This is a genomic window from Francisella philomiragia subsp. philomiragia ATCC 25015 (genome assembly GCF_000156715.1).
GTDB lineage: Bacteria > Pseudomonadota > Gammaproteobacteria > Francisellales > Francisellaceae > Francisella > Francisella philomiragia.
Genome location: NZ_DS999314.1, coordinates 1,950 through 24,090, shown reverse-complemented (window position 1 = coordinate 24,090; position 22,141 = coordinate 1,950). Strand labels below are relative to the sequence as shown.

The window sequence follows — 22,141 nt, the reverse complement described above, 5'->3', positions numbered from 1 at the left end:
CAATTTACCCCAAAATAGAATCCACATATTCTCGAGTTTTTTTATCTATTTCAAAAACTTCTTCTATACTTGCTGGATTCTCAAAAATTAACTCTTTTGTTACTTTTTTATTTACTTCTATAATATCTAAATACTTAATTTTTTCATTTAAGAATGCTGCTACTAAAACTTCGTTTGCAGCGTTAAAAACTATATTCGCTGCATAATTTTTATTACTTAAATTATCAAAAATTATTTTTAAAGCTTCAAATCTTTCAAAACATGCTTCTCTAAAAGTAAGCTCATATTTTGTAAAATCTAATTTATCAACACTTACTGATCCTCTATTTGGATAGTACATTGAATTAGCTATTGGAGTCCTCATATCAGGCACACCCAACTGGGCTATGTAGCTACCATCCACATACTTAACCATAGAGTGAATTACACTTTGCGGATGAATCAGAACGCCTATTTTATCAGCTGAAACAGAAAAAAGCCAATATGCTTCGATAACTTCTAGTGCTTTATTTACCATTGTTGATGAATCAACCGATATTTTTCGCCCCATTTGCCAGTTAGGATGAGCACATGCTTGAGCAGGTGTGATATCTATCAACTCACTCAACTCTTTATCTCTAAAAGGTCCTCCGGATGCTGTCAAAACTATTTCATCTATTTCTTTTGTATATTTCTTACTAGAGTTATCAATACATTGAAATATAGCGTTATGCTCACTATCTACAGGTATAAGCTGAGCATTATTTTTCTCAACTTCTTCAATTAAAAGATGTCCTGCTGTTACAAGAGACTCTTTATTCGCAAGCAAAATTTTCTTGCCTGCTCTAGCTGCAGCAAAAGTAGACTTAAGACCTGCTATACCAACTATAGCAGACATTACCATATCCACTTCTGAAGCACTAGAAACTTCTTCTAAGGCATTTTCGCCAACTAAAACAGTAACATCTGATACTAAAGTTTGTAACTGTTGTTTTTTGACCGAATCCGGAACCACAGCAAATTTAGGTGAAAACTCTTTACATAATTTCGCTAATTTTTCTACATTACTAAAAGCTGATAAGGCATAGACCTCAAAGTCATTACTCTCTCTAATTACAGCTAGTGTACTATCTCCAATTGAACCTGTAGCTCCTAATATAGTTATCGTTTTCTTTAGCATATAACTTATTCACTCTGCTCTGTCGCTTCAGAAGACTCTAACTCCTGATCATCATGAGTTTCTTCATCTTCTTGCTTAACTACTTTTAAGCTAATAAGTTTTTCATTATTTCTTAAATTAATAAGTCTAACTCCCTGAGCAGAACGTCCACATTCTCTAACTTGGTCGGATGATGTTCTAACTAATGTTCCATTATCCGTAATCATCACGATGTCTTCATCGTTATCGACAAGAACCGCAACAACAACTTTACCATTTCTTTCAGAGGTTGATATAGCAATTACACCTTGACTAGCTCGTTTAGTTTTACGATACTCTGATACTGCAGTACGCTTACCATAACCATTTTCAGTCGCAGCTAAAACTACTCCTTCATCTGGATTTGTCACAATTACAGAGACTATTTTTTGATTATCGTGTAAACGCATGCCTGTAACACCAGCTGCTGAACGCCCCATAGCTCTTACATCTGACTCATCAAAGCGAATAGCTTTACCAGCATCTGAGAACATCATAATCTGCTTATTACCATCAGTAAGAGCTACATATGATAACTCATCGCCATCATTTAAACCTATAGCTATCTTACCTGTAGAACGAGGTCTAGCAAACTCTGATAAATCAACTTTTTTAACCCTACCAAGCTTAGTTGACATAAACACATACCAGCCTTCCGTAAACTCAGAAATTGGCATTAAAGCGGTTATTCTTTCATTCTTATCAAGTGGTAAAATATTATTAATAGGTCGACCTTTAGAAATTCTACTTGCCACAGGGAAATCGTATACTTTCGACCAATACACTCGACCCAAACTAGAGAAACAAAGCATTGTGTCATGAGTTGAAGCAAGCATTAGTTTAAAGATACTATCTTCTTCTTTAGTCTTAGTTGCAGACTTACCAACACCACCTCGTTTTTGAGCATTATACATGCTAAGTGGCTGAGTTTTGACATAACCATCCATTGATAGAGTTACAACCATATCTTCTTCTGTAATTAGATCCTCTCTTGTAAGATCTAATCTTGACACAATAATCTCAGATTTTCTCTCATCTCCATAATTATCTCTAATCTCAACAAGCTCTTCTTTTACAACACGAATTAGCTCACTTACATCACTTAAGATACCTATTAGATATTTAATTCTTTCAATAAGTTCTTTAAATTCATTAGTAATTTTATCTTGTTCTAACCCTGTTAATCTATGCAATCTTAAAGCAAGTATTGCCTCAGCCTGCTCTTCTGTAAGATTATAAGAACTATCTGCTTGAATACCATAATGAGATGCTAAAGTTTCTTTACGGTACATTTTAACATCTACACCTTCTAACATACTCTTAACCATAGAGCCATTCCATGATCTAGCAAGCATTGATTCTTTTGCCTCAGCGGGTGAAGGAGATGCTTTAATCAAATCAATCATCTCATCGATATTAGCAAGCGAAAGCAATAAGCCCTCTAATATATGTGCACGCTCCTTTGATTTTCTTAACTCAAAAATTGTTCTACGAGTTACAACTTCTTTTCTGTGTTTAATGAACTGCTCTAGTATTTCTTTAAGATTCAGTAACTTAGGCCTATTATCACTAAGAGCAACCATATTTATACCAAAACTACACTGAAGCTGAGTTTGCGCATAAAGAGTATTTAAAACGACTTCTGGAGACTCATCTCTCTTAAGATCGATTACGACACGAATACCATCTTTATCAGACTCATCTCTAAGCTCAGATATACCTGTTACTTTCTTATCTTTTACAAGCTCTGCGATTTTTTCAACAAGCTTAGCTTTATTTACTTGATATGGTATTTCTGTAATCACAATCTGAGACTTGCCAGAAGCTTCATCTTCATGAATATCAGCTTTGGCACGCATAATCACACGGCCGCGACCAGTTTTGTAAGCCTCTAAAATACCATCTGTACCATTTATATAAGATCCTGTAGGAAAATCAGGAGCTGGAATATATTGAATTAAGTCTTCTATCGTAAGTTGTGAGTTATCAATAAGGGCCATAGTCCCATTGATAACTTCTGTCATATTATGTGGTGGAATATTTGTCGCCATACCAACAGCAATACCTGAAGAGCCATTTATCAAAAGATTTGGAACCCTAGTTGGCAATACATCTGGGACAAGTTCAGTATTGTCATAGTTTGGTGAAAAATCTACAGTTTCTTTGTCAATATCTATCAAAAGCTCATGAGTTAGCTTTTGCATTCTAATCTCTGTATAACGCATCGCAGCTGGAGAGTCACCATCAACTGAACCAAAGTTACCCTGACCATCAACTAGTGTATAACGTAATGAAAATGGCTGTGCCATCCTAACAATAGTATCATACACTGCCGTGTCACCATGAGGATGATATTTACCGATAACATCACCGACGACCCTCGCAGACTTTTTGTATGGTCTATTATAATAGTTAGATAACTCATTCATCGCAAAAAGTACTCGACGATGCACAGGCTTCAAACCATCCCTCACATCCGGCAAGGCACGACCAATAATTACACTCATTGCATAATCAAGGTAAGATTGCTTTAGTTCTTTTTCTATATTTATAGATGATGATTCTTTAGTAGGTATAGACATTACTTATCGCTTATAACAAAGATAAAACATATAGCAAACATTTTAACATAACCAATACCAAAAAGCACTCTTTAGAGCCCTACTCAAGATCCAGGTATCTAATAAATCCTAATAAAGAAAAGCTTGCATTAAATAATGCTTATCATTTTTTGATAAGGGCTATTAATATCTAACAAATAGATGACCCCATTTTTAATATAAAATAGTAGCACAAAATTCTTAATATTAATCTATCCCACTCTTAACGAGGAATCTCATATGAAGAAAAAATTACTACTTAGTGCTTTAACTCTGAGTGCTATAACACCAACCCTAACATTCGCACATGGTGCACTTGCATACCCCGAGAGTAGACAAATGTACTGCACAGGCTCATCCCATTGGGAACCTAAAGACCCAGTTTGTAAAGCAATTTTAGAACAAGATAAAGCAAAAGCTTGGACAGACTGGTCAGGAAACGCACAAGGTGATGCAAATGGTCGAGTTACTGACCCTTCAAAAGAATCTTACCTTATTAACAAACATAAAGCCGCTATTTCATCCAAAAGTGGTGTTTGTGGAGGTGGAAACAGTTCTCCATATGATGTTTTAGATGACACAAGTATTGATTGGTCTAGTCATGCCACAACAATAAATATTAAAGATCAAAAGGATTTTGTATACGAAGTAACCGCACCACACAAAACAAACTTCGATGTTGATTCTGGCTTGGGGTACTTAGATCTTTATATAACAAATAATAATTGGAAACCTAGTTCAAAAGTAACTAAAGATGACCTAGTTCACTTATGCATGTATCAACCAGATAGTTCAGGGGTATCTCCTATGCAAACAGGTACAGATACATTGACAGGTGCCGATAACAAAAACGAAAAATTTAAATGCAAAATTCCTGACACTGTTTCTAATGGCGAACATGTAATATTTGCCATTTGGCAAAGAAGTGACTCAGCAGAAGCATTTTATAGCTGTAGTGATGTAGACATAATAAATGCCACACCAGCTGAAATCACATGGAATAAGTCTAAAGAAATGCTTAGCTATGTTGTGAAGCCAAATGACACTATCGAGTTTAGTGCTACAGAAGGTAACCGAGATATAGGCAAATCAGTAATAATCACTGACAAAAACCAAAATGACTGGCAGTATGAACTTGCTCAAAAAATAAATAGCTCTTCAGATGCTATTCAAGCAGGATTGCTTAACAAAACTACAAATAAAGTTGAGCCACAACATAACAACTTTAACAATGCTATCTACATTAATTCAGCTGTTGGCAATGTAAGTAACATTAACTTTAAACATATTGAGGCTCCACAACCAGAGCCAGAACACTATGAATACAAACCTGTAAATAGAACCAATCATGCTAGCAATTCTTTGTATGATATCAGCTCTCTAAAAGCCGGTGATAAGATAGTATTTAGGTTATTCAACAACAAACTAAACTTGCTTACAAATACTTCTAGTGGTAACACAGATATTGACAAAATAGCACTAAGAATTACCGATAAAAACATTAGGAAATGGAAATTTGCACTGGCTAATAAGTTCAACAAGAACTCCAGTGTAAAAGATAAGATCATAATCGGTGTATTAAATAATGATGAAGTCAAACCAGTAAATAAACCTACTGCGAACAATGCTGTATATATTTTAGATTCTAAAAAAGAAAGTGGTGATAACTATTCTTGGACCATTGATATTAGAAGCAGTGAAGATCCACAACCAGAGCCAGAACCAACACCATCAGATAACTATACTTACCCTGAAGGCATTGGTTCATACGAGTTAGGCACGATAGTAATATCTGATAATAAAGAATTTAAATGTAAAGTTCCTAGCTGGTGTAACATTGAAGCTTATAAACCCTTAGGAATATACTCTAGCGCAGCATGGGAGGATATGAGTGAACAGCCCGAGCCTGGACCAACTCCTGAAGGAACATGGAATAAAAATGATGTATATACAGAACAAGACAAACCTGTAACACTTGAAGGCATAACATATAAGGCAAATTATTGGACTCAAGGAGATGATCCGCGCAAAAATAATTGTCAATACGGCTGTCCTTGGACTAAGGTATAACTTCAACACTCTATAATTAAGAAATATTTATATCATGATAAAAAAATACGCATTATTAATAAGTATAGCTATACTCTCCATCACAGCAAGCTATGCTCTACCACAGCACGCTCCAGATGAAGAAGTTTGTGATATGCATGCCTTCACACAGTATAATAAACACCTAGCTTTTCATAACTTTCATGATTTATCGAGTCAAATTTCAAAGTTACCAGCTATTGGTAAATTAAACTCTGAAGATACAATAATACAATTCTGTGATTTTCAATCGACCAATTGCTTAAAAAATTATAAAATTTTATCTCAAGTTCATAATAGCAATCAAGATGTTACAATTTATATACTAACCAATAACCAAGATAAAACAATAATATCTGAGACTTTAGCTAAGAATGGATTTGATAAAAATTATATAAGTATGTACCTACAAAATTTGGAAAATATTAACTCCACATATGACAATTTAACAAAAGAGTTGAAAATAGACCATATTCCATCAGTGTACATAATGAAGACCAACGCAACAAAACTCGATCAAATTTATTTCTCAGAGCATGAACAAGTACCAGAGTATATAATTGAAAGAGCGCTTAACTATCTATCAACAAACAAGGATAATTAAATATGAAAAAAATTATTTTAAGCATAACTACGATTTTAGCGATTGTATCTTTTGGCTTTAGTAATACACAAAATACAAAAAATCAATGCAATATAGAGTCTTGTGAACTAAGTATAACTCATGCAGAAGTAAAAGAAACCAATAGCAACAATACTGCTATAAAAATGCATATCAAAAATAGCGGTGATAAAACTGTTGATATAATTGCTGCGTATTCACCTGTAGATAGACAAACACAGCTTCATCATTTTGTGACAATTGGTAATAAACGTGTAATGAAACAAATCAAAACTATTGAAATATACCCTCACAATAGTGTCGATCTTTCATATCAAGAACTACATGTTATGCTGATTGGGCTGAAACAAAAAATCACAAAAGGTCAAAAAATACCTGTAATGTTAATTTTAGAAGATGGCAGTACACTATCAACAACTGCAATAGTTGATTAACTTTTAGAGTAATTTTCTCCTACAATCTCCAATCTATAATATCAAGATCTTTTGAAGTTAAATATTGATTAGCTTTCACGAAGTGATCACACCCCTCAAATCCTCTATATACAGATAATGGTGATGGGTGTGATGATTCCAAAACTAAATGCTTGGCAGTATCTATAAGATTTTTTTTCTTACGGGCATGAGAGCCCCATAGCATAAACACAACATTTGTTTTATTATCAGATATCTTTTGAATTACAGTGTCTGTAAAAGTCTCCCATCCAATATCTTTGTGTGAATTAGCCTTATGAGCTTCTACAGTAAGAGTTGTATTTAGAAGAAACACACCCTGTTTCGCCCAGTCAACAAGACAACCATGACTCGGGATTTCAAATCCCAATATACTACGCGCTAATTCTTTATAAATATTACGCAATGATGGTGGTATATCAACGCCTTGTTGTACCGAGAAAGCAAGACCATGTGCTTGATTATAGTTATGATAAGGATCTTGCCCCAAAATTACTACCTTTAGATTATCGAGCCGAGTATACTTAAAAGCATTAAATATATTCTCTTTTGTAGGAAAAATAGTTTTACCAACCAATGCCTCATTAGCTAAGAACTCTAATATTTTCTTAAAATAAGGCTTCTGCTTTTCTTCTGCTAAGATATCTGACCAATTCATTACTTCCTCCTAGAGTAAACTTGTATTTCCTCTATCTAATAAAACAAATTTTACAAACAATATAAATAAGTAGCTATCAATAACCTAATTGTTGCAAAAACATAATATGGTGTATTTATTACTTACATTTTCACTTATAGTCTGAATCAATTTGATAAGCTCATTGGATATATTATCAAAGCATTAAGCAGATATCTAACAAAAGCACCTATGACTTTATAACCCTATTAAGCTTAGGCACTAAAATCAGCATCAACATAGCACAAATTAATACCACGACACCTATTATCATAAAATTATAGGATAAATATCTAAACTCTGTAAAACTGTTCTTGCGCTATCATTGCTATCTGCACTCTTAGACCAGCTAGACAAAAATATATCGAACTTGCAGTTGCAAACGCCAAACCCGCATAAGAAAGAGCAAGCACAATAGCACCAACAATAATAGTCTTACGAGGGCCAAGTAACCTATCTCCGATAAATCCACCAATAATTAATAAACCATAAGCAAAAGCTCCATATGATGTAAAAAAATTGTAGATTTCTCTTCAGAAAAGCCTAATCCATCCGATAAAAAAGCTACCAAGATCGCAAAAACACCACCATAACCAAAGCGCTCCCAAAATTCTATAATCCAAACAACCCAAAATAGTGCTGATAACTTTTCTTTATTTATATTTGTCATATTTACTTTTGATAACCATATATTACTAATGAAAATATACTAATAACATTTCAGTTACAATCTAGCGAATGAGATGGAAAAGTGAATGTTTTTTAGAAAAATTAGTATATTTAACCGATAGCCTTTACTGTAAAATATATAAACAAATTTTTATAAATAGTTGACTAAAGCATACCTCCCACATATGATCTAAGATCAACTCGACCTCAAAGGTAAAAAATATAATGTCAGATTTTTTAAAATTGTATGGTGAAAGACATACTGGGACAAATTATTTTAGTAAATTAGTGGATATAAATTTAAGTATTATTCAATTATCAGGAGTAGTAGATAATAGTAAACTTGAGATGCTAAAAAATGATATTAAGTCGCAAGATATAGAATCAATCAGAGACTTATACTTTGAACTTACTCTTCGAGAAAACTTAGGATGGAAACATTCTAGACCACCTATTTCCTTAATAGATGACCTTCCTAAGAATCACAAAATAGTTTTTGTAACACTAAGCAAAAATCCATATTCATGGTTACTTTCACTATATAGCAAACCTTATCATCAATATTATGAGAAAAAACTATCATTTGAAGAATTTTTATGCAGCCCTTGGAATACAGTCGGAAGAGATGATACGCTATCACCGATTAATGATCTTAACAACCCTGTTCAACTTTGGAACATTAAAAATCATTCATATATGAGACTAGATAAAAGTTTAAGTATCCATCTCAATTATGAGGACTTGTTAAACAATCCAGCTAAAATCTTAGATAATATTAGTAACAAGTTTAATATTCAAAAAAAAGAAAACCATTTTATAAATATTGAAGTGTCAACCAAAGATAAAAATAAAGATTACTTATTCTATAAAGACTATTACATAAATGAAAAATGGAAAACTTTGCTAAGCAAAAAAGCCATATCCATAATTAATGATCATATAGATAAAGACTTAATGAATATTTATGGATATGAAATTATTAAAATTTAAACCTTGAAAAGACTATTCTTATAAAAATTATAGTTAGTAGATAATAATATACTTAACTATTCATGCTAATTAAAATCAATTTCAATAGATAGAATGAGCTTTTATTAAATTTATTCAAAGCTTATTTTTCACATATGCTTTATAAATAAATCATCTACTTTAATATACAAAAAGGCTTTAAATTATTTTTTCTTTTTTTTGAGGAGGAAGATCTGTCGCAGTACCTTCAAACACTTCTGTAGCCATCATCAAGCTCTCAGATAAAGTTGGATGAGGATGAACCGTAAGAGCGATATCTTCAGCATCACATCCCATCTCGATTGCTAGGGCAGCTTCTGAGATAAGCTCACCAGCATTAGTACCAACGATAGAAGCACCGATAATCTTATGATTCTCATCAAATAGAACCTTCGTCATACCTTCTGATCTATCGATACTTAGAGATCTACCACTAGCAGCCCATGGGAATACACCCTTCTCATACTTGATACCTTTTGCTTTTGCAGAAGTCTCTGTCTCACCAACCCAAGCAACTTCAGGATCAGTATAAGCAACTGAAGGAATCACTAACGGATCAAAACTATGGTTCAGACCAGAAATAACTTCAGCAGCTGTTCTTCCCTCTGGTACAGCTTTGTGAGCAAGCATAGGCTGACCAACGATATCTCCAATTGCGAAGATATGTGGTACATTTGTACGAAGTTGTTTATCTACAGGAATAAAGCCTCTTTCATCAACTTTAACACCTGCTTTTTCTGCATCAATTAGCTTACCATTTGGCTTACGACCGATAGCCATAAGTACTCTATCGAATCTCTCATTCTTAGCAGGATGATCGCCTTCCATAGTTACATAAATACCATCTTCTTTAGCTTCCATTGCTATTACACCTGTTTTTAAGCGAACATCATAACGACTATTTACTTTTTGGTATGCTTTGACTAAATCTTTGTCAACACCATTCATAAGCTGATCAGCAAATTCAACAACAGTAATCTTAGTACCTAATTCAGAATATACCTGAGCCATCTCAAGACCAATGATACCACCACCTACTACTAGCATAGTCTCTGGAATTTCCTTCATCTCTAGAGCACCAGTAGAGTCGATGATTCTGTCATCCTTAGGTACAAATGGTAAATTAATTACACTTGATCCTGCTGCAATAATACAATTATCAAAGGCAATCTTAGTAACTTTACCATCAGCAGCTTCTACAGCAAGCTCTTTATCAGAAGTAAATTTACCATAACCTTGTACGATTTTTACTTTTCTCATCTGAGCCATGCCTTTTAGACCGCCAGTAAGCTTACCAATCACACCATCTTTATACTTTAAAAGGTTTTCTCTGTTGATCTTAAGACCACCCATCTCGATGATACCTAGAGATTCTAGATGACGCGCTTCATTGATAACCTTAGCAATATGAAGCATAGCCTTAGATGGAATACAACCAACATTCAGACATACACCACCAATTTCAGCATATCTCTCAACCAATACCACTTCTAATCCTAAGTCAGCTGCTCTAAAAGCTGCACTATAGCCCCCAGGACCACTACCTAAAACTACAACTTGTGTTTTAATATCACTCATTTTAAAACTCCGTGTTTACATTATGATTTCACGTAAATCAGATAAAATCTGACAATATCTAGTTAAGAACTTAGCAGCTAATGCACCATCAATTACTCTATGATCTGCTGACATAGACAGAGGTAGCATTGTTCTAGGTTCAAATTCTTTACCATTCCACACCGGCTTAACAGCAGTCTTAGATACACCCATAATCGCTACTTCTGGCATATTAATAATTGGTGTAAATGCTGTAGTCCCAAGCACACCTATACTAGAGATAGTAAATGTAGCCCCAGTCATATCTTTGGCACCTAATTTACCATCACGCGCTTTACCAGCTAATTCCATAATATCTTTTGATATTTCAATAATACCTTTTTTGTCAGCATCCTTGATAACTGGAACCATTAGACCAGCTGGAGTATCAGCAGCAAAGCCAATATTGTAGTATTTCTTCAATATCAAGTTTTCACCATCATTTGATAGCGAACTATTCATTCTCGGGAACTCTTGAAGTGCTACAGCAGCAGCTTTGACCAAGAATGATAATGGCGTAATCTTAACTCCAGTTTTCTCAGAAAATGCTTTTTTAGACTTTCTAAACTCTTCAAGATCAGTAACATCTGCATCATCATAGAAAGTAACATGTGGAATTTTAACCCAGTTTCTATGTAAATTCTTTGCACTAATTTTGTTGATACGAGTCAATGGTTGAGTTTCAATCTCACCAAACTTAGCGAAGTCTACCACTGGATCATCTAGAAGATCTAAACCACTACCACTAGCAGCAACTTTACCAGTCTGAACTTGTGTTACAGCGTGCTTGATGTAGTTATAACAATCTTCTTTTGTTACACGTCCTTTACGCCCTGTAGCTTTGACCTTACTCAAATCAACATTTAAAACTCTAGCTAGCTTTCTAACAGCAGGTGAAGCATGAGCTTTTGAATTATCTACAGCATATTCATTAACATTAGTTTGAGTCGCTAAAGCAGGTACTGCTGGTTGAGACTCTTGCTTAGGAGCTTCTTGCTTTGCTGGCTGACTAGGTGCCGCTACAGGAGCTGTGCCCTTTGTCTTGACCTTAAGAATTAAGCTACCTTGCGAAACTTTATCACCAACCTTTGTGATAATCTCAACAACTTCACCAGCTACTGGAGACGGAACCTCCATACTAGCCTTATCAGTTTCTAACGTAATCAAAGAATCTTCTTCAGCAATCTCATCACCAACAGCCACTGATACTTCGATAACATCAACACTATCATAATCACCAATATCTGGAACTTTGACATCCACAACTTCTTCAGTAGCTGACTGCGCAGGTGCAACTTGCTGTGCTGGCGCTTGTGTAGCTGCTGAAGCACTTGCTCCAGTCTCAACTTTTAATATCAAGCTACCTTGCGAAACCTTATCACCAACTTTTGTGATAATCTCAACAACTTTTCCAGCAACAGGAGATGGTACTTCCATACTAGCTTTATCTGTTTCTAATGTAATCAAAGAATCTTCTTCAGCAATCTCATCACCAACAGCTACAGACACTTCGATAACATCAACACTATCATAGTCACCAATATCTGGAACTTCTACATCAACTATTGCTGTAGCTTGCTGTTGTTGCACCGGAGCAGCTTCTTGCTTAGGTTCAACTGCTGTTGCATCACCTGCAACCTCAACTTCCATAATAGCAGAACCTTGTGAAACTTTGTCGCCAACTTTTACAGTCAACTTAACAATCTTACCAGCTATAGGAGATGGAACCTCCATACTAGCCTTGTCTGTTTCTAATGTAATCAAAGAGTCTTCTTCAGCGATAACATCACCTTCAGCAACATTAACTTCGATCACATCTACACTATCATAATCCCCGATATCAGGAACTTTAACTATCTCTATAGACATTAATATCTCCTCACCGATTAGCAATATAGCGGAGCTACACGCTCTGGGTCTATATTATATTTCTTAATCGCATCTTTAACTTCGCTAGCCTTGACTTTACCATCTAAGTGTAAAGCATATAATGATGCTACAACTACGTGATATCTATCAATCTCAAAGAAACTTCTTAGAGCTTCACGAGTATCAGATCTACCAAAACCATCAGTACCTAAGTTAACATAAGTATGCGGTATAAACTCTCTTAGTTGATCTGTATATAACTTAATGTAATCAGTAGAAGCAATCACAGGGCCTTGCTCATTCTTCAAGCATTTTTCAATGTAGCTTTCTTTTCTCTCAGCATCTGGATGAAGCATATTTTCTCTTGCTACTTTTTTAGCTTCTCTATGAAGCTCATTAGCAGAAGTCATACTCCAAACATTTGAAGTAATACCATACTCATCTTTTAGCATCTTAGCAGCAGCCTCAACTTCTCTTAGTATAGAACCTGAACCTAATAACTGCACATGCTTGTCAGCTGGCTTGGTATCTTCTAACTTATACAACCCTTTGATAATACCTTCTTCACAACCAGCTGGCATAGCTCTGTGAGAATAATTCTCATTCATTACAGTGATATAGTAATATACATGCTCACCTTTAACATACATTCTATTCATACCTTCGCCAAGAATTACAGCTAACTCATAAGCATAAGTAGGATCATAAGAAATACAGTTAGGAATTAGACCAGCTTGGATATGGCTATGACCATCTTCGTGCTGTAGACCTTCACCATTTAGAGTTGTACGACCAGAAGTACCACCGATCACAAAACCTTTTGCCATAGAATCACCAGCTGCCCATGCAAGATCTCCAAATCTTTGGAAACCAAACATAGAGTAGTAAATCATGAAAGGAATCATTGGTACTTTATGCACGCTGTATGAAGTAGCTGCTGCTATCCATGAACAGAATCCACCTTGCTCGTTGATACCCTCTTGTAGGATCTGACCATCTTTAGCTTCTTTATAGAACATTACTTGCTCTTTATCTTCAGGTACATACTGCTGACCTTTAGGGTTATAAATACCCAACTGTCTGAATAGACCTTCCATACCAAAAGTACGTGATTCATCAACTGTGATTGGTACGATATGTTTACCTAATTTCTTATCTTTTGCTAAGTGAGATAGTATTCTTACAAAAGCTGTAGTAGTAGAGAACTCTCTATCACCACTATCTTCTAATAAGTTTTTTGCAAACTCTTGATAAGTTGGAATAGCTAATGGCTCTTTATTCTCTAATCTTGCTGGAATATAACCACCTAAAGCTGCTCTTTTCGCATGAAGATATTTCATCTCAACAGAATCTTCTGGTAGTGAAACTAGCTTGTAGTTCTCAATATCATCTTTTGTTGCAGGAACATTAAATCTATTTTTGATATGCTCAAGAGCATCTGTATCAAGTTTTTTGACGTTGTGTGCAATATTTTTAGATTCACCCCACTCACCTAAACCATAACCTTTAACAGTCATAGGTAGGATAAGTGTTGGCTTACCATTTGCTTGCTCAATAGCCTTCTTATATGCAGCATAAATCTTGATAGGATCATGACCACCACGTCGTAACGCTTGAATATCTTCATCTGTCATATCTTTAGCTAATGCTTCAAGATCTTCATCGCCACTAAATACCACTCTACGACACTCTGCACCACCATGAGCTTTGATTGTATGGAATTGACCATCATTTAGTTCACTCAATCTTTGTGCAAGCTTTTTACCGCCTTTTTGATCTTGTAGCAATCTATCCCAGTCACTACTCCATAGTACCTTGATAACATTCCAGCCAGCACCAGCAAATACATCTGCTAGTTCTTCGACAATATTACCATTACCATTTACAAGGCCATCTAATCTCTGTAAGTTACAATTAACTACAAATATTAGATTATCTAAGCCTTCACGCCCTGCTCTAGTAATAGAACCAATTGATTCTGGCTCATCCATCTCACCATCACCACAGAACGCCCATACACGACGATCAGAAGTCTTAGCTAGACCTCTAGCCTCAAGATACTTCATAAATCTAGCTTGATAAATCGCCTGCAAAGGACCTAGACCCATAGATACCGTTGGAAACTGCCAATACGTAGGTTGTAAATATGGATGTGGATATGAAGATACAGCGTTTTCTTTGTCAAAAGCTTGTCTTCTAAAGTTCTCTAGTTGCTGCTTAGTAATTCTACCTTCTAGATACGAACGAGCGTACACGATTGGAGAAAGGTGTCCTTGATAGAAAATCAAATCACCAGCATGATTTTCATTTGGAGCCTTCCAAAAATGGTTAAAACCAACCTCATATAGAGTCATAGCACCAGCACCAGTACCGATATGACCACCGATAGAACCTTCTCTTTTGTTAGCTGATGCTACTATTACTGCTGAATTCCATCTATTTATAGCTTCGATTCTTTGCTCAATTTCCATATCACCAGGATAACTTGGCTGTTCAGAAACATCTATAGAGTTTATATATCTTTTTATTTTTGCTGTTGAGTAAGCACTTTCTATACCAAGTTCAGCACCCTTACTAAGCAACTGTTCAAATAAAAACTTAGCTCTATCAGCACCTTCTCTTTTAATGACATCTTCAAAAGCCTCAAGCCACTCTTGGGTTTCTAAAACATCAATATCTTTAGTGAAATCCGACATCCTTTATCCTCCGAATTAATCGAATATTAACGAAATTAAAACTTAACCACTCGATTATAAGTTAATCTATAAATAACATCAACTATATAACTCTACACTGTACTAATTAAAGAATACTATATCACTATGTAAAAATACGATATCAATACCTTACCTACTATCATTTTCTTACATTGCAATACCCAAGTTGAAATCACATACATGGACTTAACTAACCTCATCGACATGTACTATCGTAATTTCTTATAAATCAATCATGATAATTCAATATTTCAGCATACTAGATTAGTTTATTTTTAACAAGGTTTGTTTATTTTTGATAATTGATAGTTGCTATATAAAGATATAAATTTACCACCATAATATTTTTTAATTTTCATTTGTAACATTTAGGAATAAAATATCATGAAGAAAAATATTCTAAGTATCTCATTGTTAGTAATGGGAATCGTTGACTCATCAACGATGGCATATGCTGATGATCAAAAAACTTCTCCTATCGTGTATATCAAAGATCTTCCTAGTTCAAAACTAATTGCAATAAATAGCAATGGCGAAACTTTGATAGCTGATAAATTAGCTAAGACATGGAGAAACTTTGGAAGTGATAATACCGATAAATCTCAAAATGAGATCCAATCATTATATCAGCCTGCCGGTTTAGACTATACTAAGAGCTCAGTACTCAAAATATTGCAAACAAATGGCTACACTTCTACATTCAATATTGATCAAGAAGCATATGTATATGACCAAGCTAATGCCAATGAAGCATATTGGTATAAAAAGAATGGTGGCACGCCTGCGCTTAGCGTGTCATCGCCTTTCTACAAAAGTAGTAGTGATATAGCAGACTATGTAAACTTCTATGGAACGCTTGATGGTCAACTTTATGTTAGATACTTGATGAAACCTAAGAACTCTAACTCTTACTTCTATGGTTTAGATCCTATTACAGTTGGTAATTTTGGATCTCCTATTATCAAAATGATTTTTGATAATAACAATGAAGATCAAAAACCTCAGTTTGCAAAAGATGGTAATTTTGACTTCCCTAAATCACTTTATATGCTTTTGAAATCAGGAGCCATTGTCAAATTAGATATCCCTCAGAAAATAGATAGCAATGGCCTTAATTACTTCTCTGAATATGATCAAAGCAACCCTGGGGGTAAAGCAAAAGCGTTAACTAGAAAAACTGTGGCAGATGGAATATCCACATTAGAACCTCAAGATCTTGCAGTACTAGGATCTAATAAGAGCCCTATACAAGGAGTCGTAGAAGTTGCAAAAGGACAAGTTAGATTCTACGATGATAAATCTGGTTCAAATACTATAGTGAATCTTCCAGTCAAGGCAGATGAAACTGACTACTCTAATATTATCACAGAGAATGATGGTACTAATGATGTTGCAAGATACATCTTACAAGATATAACACAATCCAATGATATTTATCTGTATGATGTATCATCTTGTAGCACATATTCATTCGGCAGTATCTCTTCATGTCTATCAAAACCTCTAGATCATAAAGGTTTTAATGATAACTACTCTACTGCACTAGACTCAGTAATTACTAACCTATCAGGAGATAAATATATCGTAGTCGGCTTTGAGTCAGGAGCAGTTCGATACTACAATACAACTTCCAGTAACTGGAATACAATCCAAGATGATATTTATAGTTCGCCGGTAGTTAATATAACTAAAATTGACAACAACAGTATATATATCAGCTTAGAAAATGGGCTTGTAGAACAATACAATTTTGATACAAATAATATTGACATAATTAGACAGGCGGGTTCTACTCTAGTCTTCAATAGTTCAACCCCAACTATAGCTTATAATAGTATAAGTATTAAAAACTTCAGTGCAAAAACTGCTGATGGCAAAGATGCTGAGATTACATATAACTATGAACTATACAGCAACTCCAGCCCGTCCAAACCTGTCCAAACAGGTACGCAAACAGTTGCTTCAAATACAGGATTTGATATAGATTTTAATAATCTAAAATCTTCACATAGTTATAAATTTGTAATCACAGCGAGTGCAGATGGTTATAAAGATATTACAAAAACTATTAATACCATTAAAACTTCTGCAGAACATGCTTTAGACATTTATGGTATCAATGTAGATAATAGTTATACAAGTGCTAATGTTAACGTAGTGGCATATCCAAAAGATGTTGCGCCATCTGCTGTTGATATAGACTATGATTATACTATAACTAACAAAGATACTGGAGAAGTAGTAAAAAGTGGTACATCTGATACTAACAACTTTACAATTGATGGATTAGAAGCAAATACTAGCTATACTCTAGCTGTTACAGCTAAAGCTGATGGTTATGATGATGTGAGTAGTGAGAATATTACTCTCTCTACTAAAGATTATACTGTTAATTGGGTAAATAAAGGCTATGTAAAAGACCTGACTTCTAATTCTGCATTCGTTGGATTTAGTGGTACCCCAGATCCTAAGGATCCTAGAGGAAAATTTGAGAACCTAAGCTTTAAAGTATCGCTTTATGATGATACTAACAAAAAGTTAATTTTAGAAACTGATCAACTACAAAGACAGTTTAATGATCTATCTCCTAATACAAGATACTCTGTAACATTTAGTGTAACTGCAGATGGCTACGGTACAGACTCCTCTACATTTAGCTTTAATACTTTAGCATAATTACTACTTTACTTACCTTACGCAGAAGATTGTAAGTTTTAAAAAGATATTTAGAATACTGCTGATAGAAGAAAATATATTTTCTAAGAAATGGACAAGGATTTACTAGATATATACACAGACTATCTTATAAGCCAAACCAAGTATACAACAGCTACAAAATTATCAGATATATTTAGATCAAGAAGTATCACATGACAAAATAACAAGATTTTTAAGTAAATCAGATCTAACAAGCTTAGAATTTTGGAGATACATAAAGCCTTTAATTAGAAAACATAATAGCTAATACAATGTTCTTTGTTTGGATGATACGATTAGTGAAAAACCAAGCACAGATGAAAAAGATAAGAGGTATAAGAGAAGATAAAAAGTTACTAAAAACCAAATATTTCAAAACATGATAAATCGAGCAGTTATTAATCATGTTAAGTTTAAATATATTTTGGCAGATAGCTGGTTTTGCTCTAAAGATAATATGAATTTCATACATCACACATTATCGAAGAAATTCATACTTGGTATGAAGTCAGATAGAGTTATTGCCTTGACTGATTATGCTAGAAGAAGTAAGGATTTTATTAAGCTCTCTGATCTTGATATTGCTGATGGAGAATCTTTAAAGATATGGCTTAAAGATATGAATTTCCCAGTACTTTTAACAAAAAAGATTTTCATAAACGAGAACAGTACAAAAGGAATTTTATATCTTGTGTAACAAATGATTTAGAAATGGATTCTGATCAGTTATATCATGACTATCAAAAAAGATGGCAAATAGAGGTTTATTACAAATCAATTAAGCAAAATACTTCTTTATCAGCTTCACCAACTAAAGTTGAAAAAACTCAAAGAGATCATATTTTTTGCTCATTAGTAGCTTTTTGTAAACTAGAAATGCTAAAGATAAAAACTTCACTAAATCACTTCGCTCTCAAATATAAGCTCTTGGTTAGATCTAACGCTATTGCTCTTAAGGAACTATATGAAATTAGAAATCCTTAACTAACATGCGTAAGATGAGTACTTTACTATAAAAATAACACCATAACGCAACCTACTGCGATAATTTATCAACCTCCAATAGATTAATATCTGTAAGTTGCTTTAATTCTAGATCAAGATTATCAGATATGATAAATCTTTTTTTAAAAGGTTTCATTAAAAGATTAAGATTCCAATAAAAAGTAGGATTGCTTATAGAAGTTTTAAAAATACTCTCATCAAATATCAACATTATAGAGTCTAATTCTGCACTAGATATTTGATTATATAGCTCCTTAAAATTTTCAATAAACTTGTTATATATATAAATATTTTCTCTACTTATAAATAAATCTATAATTTGATTATGATGAAAGTCAGTAGCATACATAAATTCAGGAATATAAAAAGATTCCCTTAGTTGACTTAAATCATCATCAGCAGTTGCCAGTTTTAAGTATATATTCTTTGATGATAACTTAGGACACTTACCGCTAACAAATATACTATCCATCGTAAGCTGTTTTTTACTCCAGTGCTTTTCGCTTTTATTATAATTACAGCTTTGTAGTTCGAAATAGCTACTTTTCATTTCAGCTTCATCAAGCAATACAACATCCCTTCGATTAATATATGATAAAGATTGCACAACATTATTAATATTCCCAGGACCTGTAGTATCCCAAATTGATTCAAAGTATTTACTTTTCATATTGGATATCATACTTTCAAATATAAATTTGATAACATAGTGCTGGGGTTTCGCAACAATAAAACCATTTCTTATGACGCCAATATCTCTCTGTAAAAAATATACTTTAGATCCCTCACATATAAGAGCTGATATATCAGCACTAGACTTTAACCTTGCATCTGCATAAATTCCTCCATACTTTAGAATATATGCCAACCTAAAAAAGTCACTCTCCATAGCCGGAAGTGTACACTCTAAAAATAAAGCTTTAACTTCTTGACCATACTCTTTCTCTATAAATTCTATTGCTTGAGATTTATTAAAGACGATATGTCGATAGCTCGGATTATGATCTATCCATGATTGCATAATATCTTGCACTTCAGATGGAATATCACCATAACTCCAATACTGAGTAATTATTTTTGGTATAAAATCTTCTACGACTTTATAATCTTCGATAATCTTTTTTTTAAATTTAATAAATTCATCTTGATTGATTCTCACGAGGCCATTACCAGCCGCAACAAAGCTATTTCGAAACGGGCAGAGATTAGACTTTTTATTAAAAATTAAGTTAGACTCTTTATATTTTTCTCTAATTTGATCTACTATCTGCTGATTTAGTATTGTCTGAGAGTCTGATAATCCATTCGAACTACTGATTAATTTTGCTTTCAAATTCATTTTGGACTCAATCGATATACTCATACTATTTACATACATACATTTCTTAACTAAATCCAGACCAGCAATTCTAGGATTATAATTAGATCCTGCAATCTCTAGTCCTAGAATTTTCTTAAAGAAATCACTTACGATATCATTGGAATACAATATTTCAGAATCATAAACTAAAGGCGTAATCTTAGAATAAGGAAATATTAGTCTCAATCTATCATAGAACCAATTGTAGTCTAGAGTTGGATTCGATGTCACATTGTTAATAATAGTTCCCATGTCTTTTATATTTGTACAAATCTTACTTTTAATGGATTGATTAATCCTAGACTCTATGCTCTCAGCTTGCTCTCGAACATAAAAAACAATTTCACTTTCATTAAAATTATCAGCTATATCTTTTAATCTATTCCATAACAGTTCCATCTTATGTTGATCAAAGAATACTTCTTTATCAGATGAAAAGTTTTCATTAGATATAACAACTGTTTTTGTATTACTACTCCTAATTTCATCAAACAGTGTAGTTTTAAAAGAAAGATATTCTGACTCTTCAGAATTTGATAAAATATGTGCCATAGCATAATGTGCCATGGAGTAAAGTCCTGTTTTAGGATATAGGATCTCATTATCATCACAGTGTTTTAATAATGATTTCTGTATAGCGGTGGACCCTGTTTTATGCTGACCCATATGAATTATAAGCTTCTTATCAAATATATTCGTATTTAACTTATCATCTAAAATATCTATACTTTCTAATAAATATTTCGTGGTAATCGCTAGACAATCTCCAGAAAAGTACCCACCATGATTAGATGGCAGTATCCGCCATTTGTATGCTCCTCTAAAATGATCTACCCAAATACTATTAGGATCAATATCTGTATTATAAAAGGGATTAAATTGACTTTCTCTTCCAAACATCATAAGTGTATTACCCATATATTCTGTAGGCACATATTCTAGTGTAACTAAGCATGGGTCAACATTAATAACTCTATGAAAATGTATAGCTATAGATTCAGCAAAAATTCCTGATTGACAATTTCCAAATAAAATAAATGGCTTTGTTACATCTATAAGAGATACCAATTTAGAAAAATAAATTAAACAAAAATGTTCAATCATATTATAAGTGCTACCTATATCCTTAACATATTGATTCAAAGATCTCATTCCGAATATTGGTTGCTCAGCACTTAGCGTTGAAGCAAGATTATGAAATTCAGTCCAATTATTACAAATCCACAATATAGGTGGTTTGCTACCAGATTCATTACAAGCCAAAATCATATCTTTAGGAACTCCTAAATAATTTGACATACTTAGCACATCATCCTGCATTCGCCTTATAATTTCATAAACTTGTTTTTTTTCATGTTGTAGTAAAGTCATATATTTCATAGATATAGGCTTAACCCTCCATATTTCATATGCATACATATAGAATAATCCATCATTCTGAACCTTACCAAAAATTTTAGTAAATAACTCTCGACCTTTACCTGCCGTTATTTTCCTAACCTTTCTTAGACAAGCCTTTATAACCTTCTTTATATTACAAACTAATAACTGCCTCAATTTATTAGTTATATCTTGCCCTAACTGCGTAACCACACTGAAGCTTAG

13 protein-coding genes and 1 pseudogene are annotated in these 22,141 nt (G+C 33.7%); 6 read left to right on the top strand and 8 right to left on the bottom strand.

The features are described 5' to 3' along the window. Nucleotides 1–4 precede the first annotated feature (4 nt). Both dxr and gyrA read right to left on the bottom strand, forming a co-directional pair. On the bottom strand, nucleotides 5–1,159 hold the full coding sequence (gene dxr / locus FTPG_RS04400) for a 1-deoxy-D-xylulose-5-phosphate reductoisomerase (RefSeq protein ID WP_004287218.1): 1,155 nt from the start codon (nucleotides 1,157–1,159) through the stop codon (nucleotides 5–7). Nucleotides 1,160–1,164: 5 nt separating this feature from the next. Continuing rightward, a complete protein-coding gene (gene gyrA, locus FTPG_RS04395; protein ID WP_004287217.1) occupies nucleotides 1,165–3,759 on the bottom strand; it encodes a DNA gyrase subunit A in 2,595 nt (864 codons plus the stop codon). A 258-nt stretch (nucleotides 3,760–4,017) separates the two neighbouring features. Between gyrA and FTPG_RS09655 the strand changes: the two genes are divergently transcribed. The 3 genes from FTPG_RS09655 to FTPG_RS04380 are packed head-to-tail and all read left to right on the top strand — an operon-like array spanning nucleotide 4,018 to nucleotide 6,921. Beyond that, on the top strand, nucleotides 4,018–5,847 hold the full coding sequence (locus FTPG_RS09655) for a lytic polysaccharide monooxygenase (protein WP_004287216.1): 1,830 nt from the start codon (nucleotides 4,018–4,020) through the stop codon (nucleotides 5,845–5,847). 34 nt (nucleotides 5,848–5,881) lie between these two features. Then, nucleotides 5,882–6,469 carry a hypothetical protein gene (locus FTPG_RS04385; protein ID WP_004287215.1) on the top strand — a complete coding sequence of 196 codons (588 nt, stop codon included), beginning with the start codon at nucleotides 5,882–5,884 and terminating at the stop codon, nucleotides 6,467–6,469. A 2-nt stretch (nucleotides 6,470–6,471) separates the two neighbouring features. Further along, nucleotides 6,472–6,921: a copper chaperone PCu(A)C gene (locus FTPG_RS04380; protein WP_004287214.1), complete on the top strand. Its 450-nt coding sequence runs from the start codon at nucleotides 6,472–6,474 to the stop codon at nucleotides 6,919–6,921. A gap of 19 nt (nucleotides 6,922–6,940) precedes the next feature. Here FTPG_RS04380 and ung read toward each other — a convergent pair whose 3' ends face one another. Together ung and FTPG_RS04370 are read right to left on the bottom strand one after the other, a co-directional pair. Continuing rightward, nucleotides 6,941–7,597: a uracil-DNA glycosylase gene (gene ung, locus FTPG_RS04375; RefSeq protein WP_004287213.1), complete on the bottom strand. Its 657-nt coding sequence runs from the start codon at nucleotides 7,595–7,597 to the stop codon at nucleotides 6,941–6,943. 496 nt (nucleotides 7,598–8,093) lie between these two features. Continuing rightward, nucleotides 8,094–8,285 (bottom strand): hypothetical protein, encoded by a 192-nt coding sequence (locus FTPG_RS04370; protein ID WP_004287212.1) that lies wholly within the window; start codon nucleotides 8,283–8,285, stop codon nucleotides 8,094–8,096. A gap of 224 nt (nucleotides 8,286–8,509) precedes the next feature. On the opposite strand from FTPG_RS04370, the gene FTPG_RS04365 reads away from it, so the two are divergent. Continuing rightward, on the top strand, nucleotides 8,510–9,274 hold the full coding sequence (locus FTPG_RS04365; protein WP_004287211.1) for a hypothetical protein: 765 nt from the start codon (nucleotides 8,510–8,512) through the stop codon (nucleotides 9,272–9,274). A 177-nt stretch (nucleotides 9,275–9,451) separates the two neighbouring features. Here FTPG_RS04365 and lpdA read toward each other — a convergent pair whose 3' ends face one another. Genes lpdA through aceE form a run of 3 tightly spaced genes read right to left on the bottom strand, consistent with a single transcriptional unit; the run spans nucleotide 9,452 to nucleotide 15,453 of the window. Further along, nucleotides 9,452–10,870 (bottom strand): dihydrolipoyl dehydrogenase, encoded by a 1,419-nt coding sequence (lpdA, locus tag FTPG_RS04360; protein ID WP_004287210.1) that lies wholly within the window; start codon nucleotides 10,868–10,870, stop codon nucleotides 9,452–9,454. A gap of 15 nt (nucleotides 10,871–10,885) precedes the next feature. Further along, on the bottom strand, nucleotides 10,886–12,757 hold the full coding sequence (aceF, locus tag FTPG_RS04355) for a pyruvate dehydrogenase complex dihydrolipoyllysine-residue acetyltransferase (protein ID WP_004287209.1): 1,872 nt from the start codon (nucleotides 12,755–12,757) through the stop codon (nucleotides 10,886–10,888). Between the two features lie 17 nt (nucleotides 12,758–12,774). Further along, nucleotides 12,775–15,453: a pyruvate dehydrogenase (acetyl-transferring), homodimeric type gene (gene aceE, locus FTPG_RS04350; RefSeq protein ID WP_004287208.1), complete on the bottom strand. Its 2,679-nt coding sequence runs from the start codon at nucleotides 15,451–15,453 to the stop codon at nucleotides 12,775–12,777. A gap of 405 nt (nucleotides 15,454–15,858) precedes the next feature. On the opposite strand from aceE, the gene FTPG_RS04345 reads away from it, so the two are divergent. Together FTPG_RS04345 and FTPG_RS09990 are read left to right on the top strand one after the other, a co-directional pair. After that, nucleotides 15,859–18,150 carry a collagen binding domain-containing protein gene (locus FTPG_RS04345; protein WP_004287207.1) on the top strand — a complete coding sequence of 764 codons (2,292 nt, stop codon included), beginning with the start codon at nucleotides 15,859–15,861 and terminating at the stop codon, nucleotides 18,148–18,150. 90 nt (nucleotides 18,151–18,240) lie between these two features. Then, nucleotides 18,241–19,155: pseudogene (locus tag FTPG_RS09990) on the top strand (transposase). Between the two features lie 52 nt (nucleotides 19,156–19,207). On the opposite strand, the gene FTPG_RS04330 reads toward FTPG_RS09990, so the two are convergent. Beyond that, the coding region (locus tag FTPG_RS04330) for a glycosyltransferase family 32 protein (RefSeq protein WP_035722410.1) at nucleotides 19,208–22,141 on the bottom strand (2,934 nt) is incomplete at its 5' end.

What these genes read in the sequence shown, in the direction of transcription:
- gyrA (WP_004287217.1), bottom strand. Translation starts at nt 3,759, where the DNA reads ATGTCTATACCTACTAAAGAATCATCATCTATAAATATAGAAAAAGAA.
- FTPG_RS04370 (WP_004287212.1), bottom strand. Translation starts at nt 8,285, where the DNA reads ATGACAAATATAAATAAAGAAAAGTTATCAGCACTATTTTGGGTTGTT.
- FTPG_RS04385 (WP_004287215.1), top strand. Translation starts at nt 5,882, where the DNA reads ATGATAAAAAAATACGCATTATTAATAAGTATAGCTATACTCTCCATC.
- FTPG_RS09655 (WP_004287216.1), top strand. Translation starts at nt 4,018, where the DNA reads ATGAAGAAAAAATTACTACTTAGTGCTTTAACTCTGAGTGCTATAACA.
- FTPG_RS04380 (WP_004287214.1), top strand. Translation starts at nt 6,472, where the DNA reads ATGAAAAAAATTATTTTAAGCATAACTACGATTTTAGCGATTGTATCT.
- aceE (WP_004287208.1), bottom strand. Translation starts at nt 15,453, where the DNA reads ATGTCGGATTTCACTAAAGATATTGATGTTTTAGAAACCCAAGAGTGG.
- aceF (WP_004287209.1), bottom strand. Translation starts at nt 12,757, where the DNA reads ATGTCTATAGAGATAGTTAAAGTTCCTGATATCGGGGATTATGATAGT.
- lpdA (WP_004287210.1), bottom strand. Translation starts at nt 10,870, where the DNA reads ATGAGTGATATTAAAACACAAGTTGTAGTTTTAGGTAGTGGTCCTGGG.
- FTPG_RS04365 (WP_004287211.1), top strand. Translation starts at nt 8,510, where the DNA reads ATGTCAGATTTTTTAAAATTGTATGGTGAAAGACATACTGGGACAAAT.
- FTPG_RS04345 (WP_004287207.1), top strand. Translation starts at nt 15,859, where the DNA reads ATGAAGAAAAATATTCTAAGTATCTCATTGTTAGTAATGGGAATCGTT.
- dxr (WP_004287218.1), bottom strand. Translation starts at nt 1,159, where the DNA reads ATGCTAAAGAAAACGATAACTATATTAGGAGCTACAGGTTCAATTGGA.
- ung (WP_004287213.1), bottom strand. Translation starts at nt 7,597, where the DNA reads ATGAATTGGTCAGATATCTTAGCAGAAGAAAAGCAGAAGCCTTATTTT.